Source organism: Methanobrevibacter sp. (genome assembly GCF_045120835.1).
In the GTDB taxonomy this organism is placed as follows: Archaea; Methanobacteriota; Methanobacteria; order Methanobacteriales; family Methanobacteriaceae; genus Methanocatella.
Window position 1 is genome coordinate 1 of the sequence record NZ_JBGVFE010000070.1, and the last position, 3580, is coordinate 3580.

Below are 3580 nucleotides of genomic sequence, written 5' to 3' on the forward strand. Positions count from 1 at the left end.
GGTAAAAGAGTCGACCGAGTCTATGGAATTGTCTTTGCGTCAATTTGCGGAACAAGTATCGGGTGTAGTCAATGCTAATGAAAGTCAAGCTATCTTTGATATGTTGATAGATGATTATCCCATGTTGGGTAATTATCTTCAGTTGGCAGATTTCAGTGGAAATCATGTAGCCGACCTTGCTTTTGCTATGCCTCAAGAAGTGCGTAGCGAAATGAATGATGTGATATGGAGTAATCTGTTGTGGGCATTGGGATATATTGTGATAGCTTGTATTGTGGTGATGATATTTGATAGAGGAATGTATTCTCAAAAAACAGAGTATAAAAATGGTAGAATACCTGTGTCATCGGGAGGATATCATCGCAGAAGATATAGATAAATTCAATTAGCAAAAATTAATTCTAAAATATAAAATTATGGCAAATCATCTTATTATTGGTTTAGGCGGTACAGGTGGTAAAATCCTGTGTGGGTTGCGAAAGCGTATTTACGCTGAAACAAAGAAAAAGGATATTACAGGTGAAACAAACTTGGAATATCTTTATGTGGATTCTTCAATGGAAGATTTGAATAATAAGGAAGACTGGAAGTACATGGGTGAGCCATTGCATCTCGGTCCGGCACAGAAAGTGTGCATTCACGGAATCAGTTCAACTGTCATGGCAACTCCACACGCTTTTCCTGGGATTGAGGCATTTTTGCCTGACCGGGATTTGGAACTACTTCAAAATGCCACAGTGGCATCAATCATAAGCACAGGCATCGGTGGACAACGCCGTCGATTTGGAAGAATGTTGATGGCTAACAATATCAGTATGCGCGATAGAGACAATAGTTTTGATTCTCGCTTGAAAAAATTGATTGAGAAGATGACAAATCAAGGAAATGCCGAGGTTGATTTTCATGTTTGTGCAGGTTTGGCTGGTGGTACAGGTTCTGGTTCTATCGTTGATGTAGTGGCTCAAATCAAAAAGGTAATTGCACCATTAGGAGCCAATTTCCGTTTGTTTCTCTATTTATATGTGCCAGAAATATTAGTGCCGGAAAATCATAATGCAGGTTTTTATCATGCTAATGGTTTTGCAGCATTGATGGAGCTGAATGCTTTGTCACTCGATCAATATCATCCGTTCGATGTTTCCGGTAACCTTGATTATCAGACACAAAAGGTCGCACGTTTATTGAAAGATAGTGATGCTTTCAACAAGGCTTATCTGTTCAGTAACTTCAATGAAGAAAATAAAGTACTTCCCAAATCTGGCAAGTTGACAGATGCAGTTGCTGACTTCATCTATCAACGTACCATTGTGCCTGGACAATTAGGTGCAAGCGGTGTTATGGAACGTTTGATGAATGCTGAAAATAAAGGTAACGCTCCCGAAAAGGATGAAGCAGGAATGAATGTCCATTCACGTGAATTCGTTACATTTGGTACAAAAAGAATAGAGTATCCTGAAGAAGAAATTATCGATTATGTTTCACTCGAATATACAGCACAGGTCACCAAACAATTGGCCTTTAACAATTGGGTGGATAGTAAGGGATTCGATACATGTGCCCTTGCTGCAGTAGGATTGGGCTATCATGCCTTATTGACGACAACTAATCAAGGAGAACTTGAAACGTTGAAAATTTCGGATCGTCATATAACCCTTCAAACAGCTATAAAAGATATCAGAGGTGTAACGGATAACTGGCAAGAATATTACAGTTATTGGGAAAACATTACCAAATTCTTTGGTACAGATGCGATGGAAGGCAAACAAAAATACTGGCTCGATACGTTTAATGAAAGTTGCGAAATAGAATGGAACAGAAACTTCCGTAATGGAGGTGTGGTTCATTTCTTCGAACAGCAGCAGGCTGAGAACAATGGATATGCCGCTTTCATCAGAAGACATATTGAAACTCGGCTATTCAATGAATGGCTTGCAGGAACAAAATCGTTACTCGAAGTCATTAAATATGTGCAATTGTTGATTTCTGTCAATGAGGAACGTATCCAGCAATTCGACAACCGGATTGCAGATACCAATAATTATATCAATACAACTACGCTTGTTGATATTGAAGCAATCAATAATGAATGGAATAATCAAGGTATTTTTACTAGTGCTAGAAAGATATTCAATAAATATCAATCTGCAAAGTGTGAATTATATACAGCAAAAACAGAGATTGAAAGTTTCAAGTATGCCAAAACATTACTTATGAAACTCAACGAACAGCTTAATATAATGCTGAAAGGCATGACGGATTTCAACACTTCACTTGAAGGAGTTTTGAAGGGGGTTGTCAAGTCTGCACAAAACAAATGTAAAATCAAATCTGATACCGCTTCCGGTGAAGCTGAAGTGCTTGATAAAAAGTATGATCCGGTGATAATTCATACAACTACCAAGAGTTTGATAATGGATAAGGATAAACAGAAAGCTTGTGCAAGAGATGTCCGTGAAACGTTAGTGAAACCATTAGGTGAAGACATGCGTACATTTGCTTCCCTGAACGACAGTTTGGGTAGTTACGATGAAATGACAAGAAGCATCTTGATCGTTTGTGAGAATCATGCGAAGGCTGATCTTACAGATTTGGGAAATGGAGATGAAAGCCTGCAAATACTGAACGTGAATATTCTTGATAAAATCCGACAAGAATACCCGACTGACGAAGCGTTGGAAAATTATGTCAGAAGTTTAATTGAACAAGCAACTTGCTTCATGCAGTTCGATACTGCAGAAATGGGTAAGGTCATTGCCGGACAGCCAGCACTTGGTATGGATCGAATGGTTCAGTTGTGCTTGCCTGCTAATAGTAAAAATTCCAAGTTCCGTGAAAAATTCATCAATACTTTTGCTCAGCAATGTCCTGGTTTCAATCCAGCAACCGATGTGGCACTCAATAATAAGAGCCATCAGATGGTAATTGTTTCAGCCTCATTCTCTATGCCACTCCGTTACATCAACAACTTGAAATATATGGAGCAAAAATACAAAGAGCTGACACATGGACCGCAAGCAGAGTTGAATAAGGTTCTGCTTCATACTGAATCGTTCACCAATTCATTGCCTGAACTTTTTGAAGCAAGCAATATGGACAAACGTGCAAAGCTGTTACCTTATTCAATCATTCTTCACAGTTTAGGTATCTTGGAAGACAAGACTGATCCCGATACGGGAGCAACGTTCAAGGCATTCAGTACGGGAAGCGGATTTAGCCGGAAGTGGGTACGTGTTGGAAAACAGATGGAAGAAACAACGAAACTGTTGGTAAAAGATGCTGTACTTGCTAAATCGATTACCGATTTTGTGGATAATCTGTTGGTCACTGAATACAAATTGAACAGTAAAAAAGCAGAATTGAGAACAGCAATAGAAAATACGGTATGCGATACAATTTTACCACTTTGTGGAAATAATGATATAGACCCATTATTTGTGGAATACCGCACAGCAGCTGAAAAGTTGTTCGTAGATAAATTAGCTGATAAATAATATAATTAAAACATAGAAGATATGCCAAAGAAAACAGGAATATGCATTAATGTAGGCGGAAGATGTCCGAAAGCATTAAGCAGAGAGAA

The 3580-nt window shown here is 38.5% G+C and carries 2 protein-coding genes; both read left to right on the forward strand.

What is annotated here, in order from left to right; genetic code table 11:
- On the forward strand, nucleotides 1–379 hold a 379-nt coding region (locus tag ACJMLO_RS06580; RefSeq protein ID WP_405295116.1), incomplete at its 5' end, for a hypothetical protein.
- Between the two features lie 37 nt (nucleotides 380–416).
- Nucleotides 417–3491 (forward strand): tubulin-like doman-containing protein, encoded by a 3075-nt coding sequence (locus tag ACJMLO_RS06585; protein ID WP_405295118.1) that lies wholly within the window; start codon nucleotides 417–419, stop codon nucleotides 3489–3491.
- The last annotated feature ends 89 nt before the right edge of the window (nucleotides 3492–3580 follow it).

What these genes read in the sequence shown, in the direction of transcription:
- ACJMLO_RS06585 (WP_405295118.1), top strand. Translation starts at nt 417, where the DNA reads ATGGCAAATCATCTTATTATTGGTTTAGGCGGTACAGGTGGTAAAATC.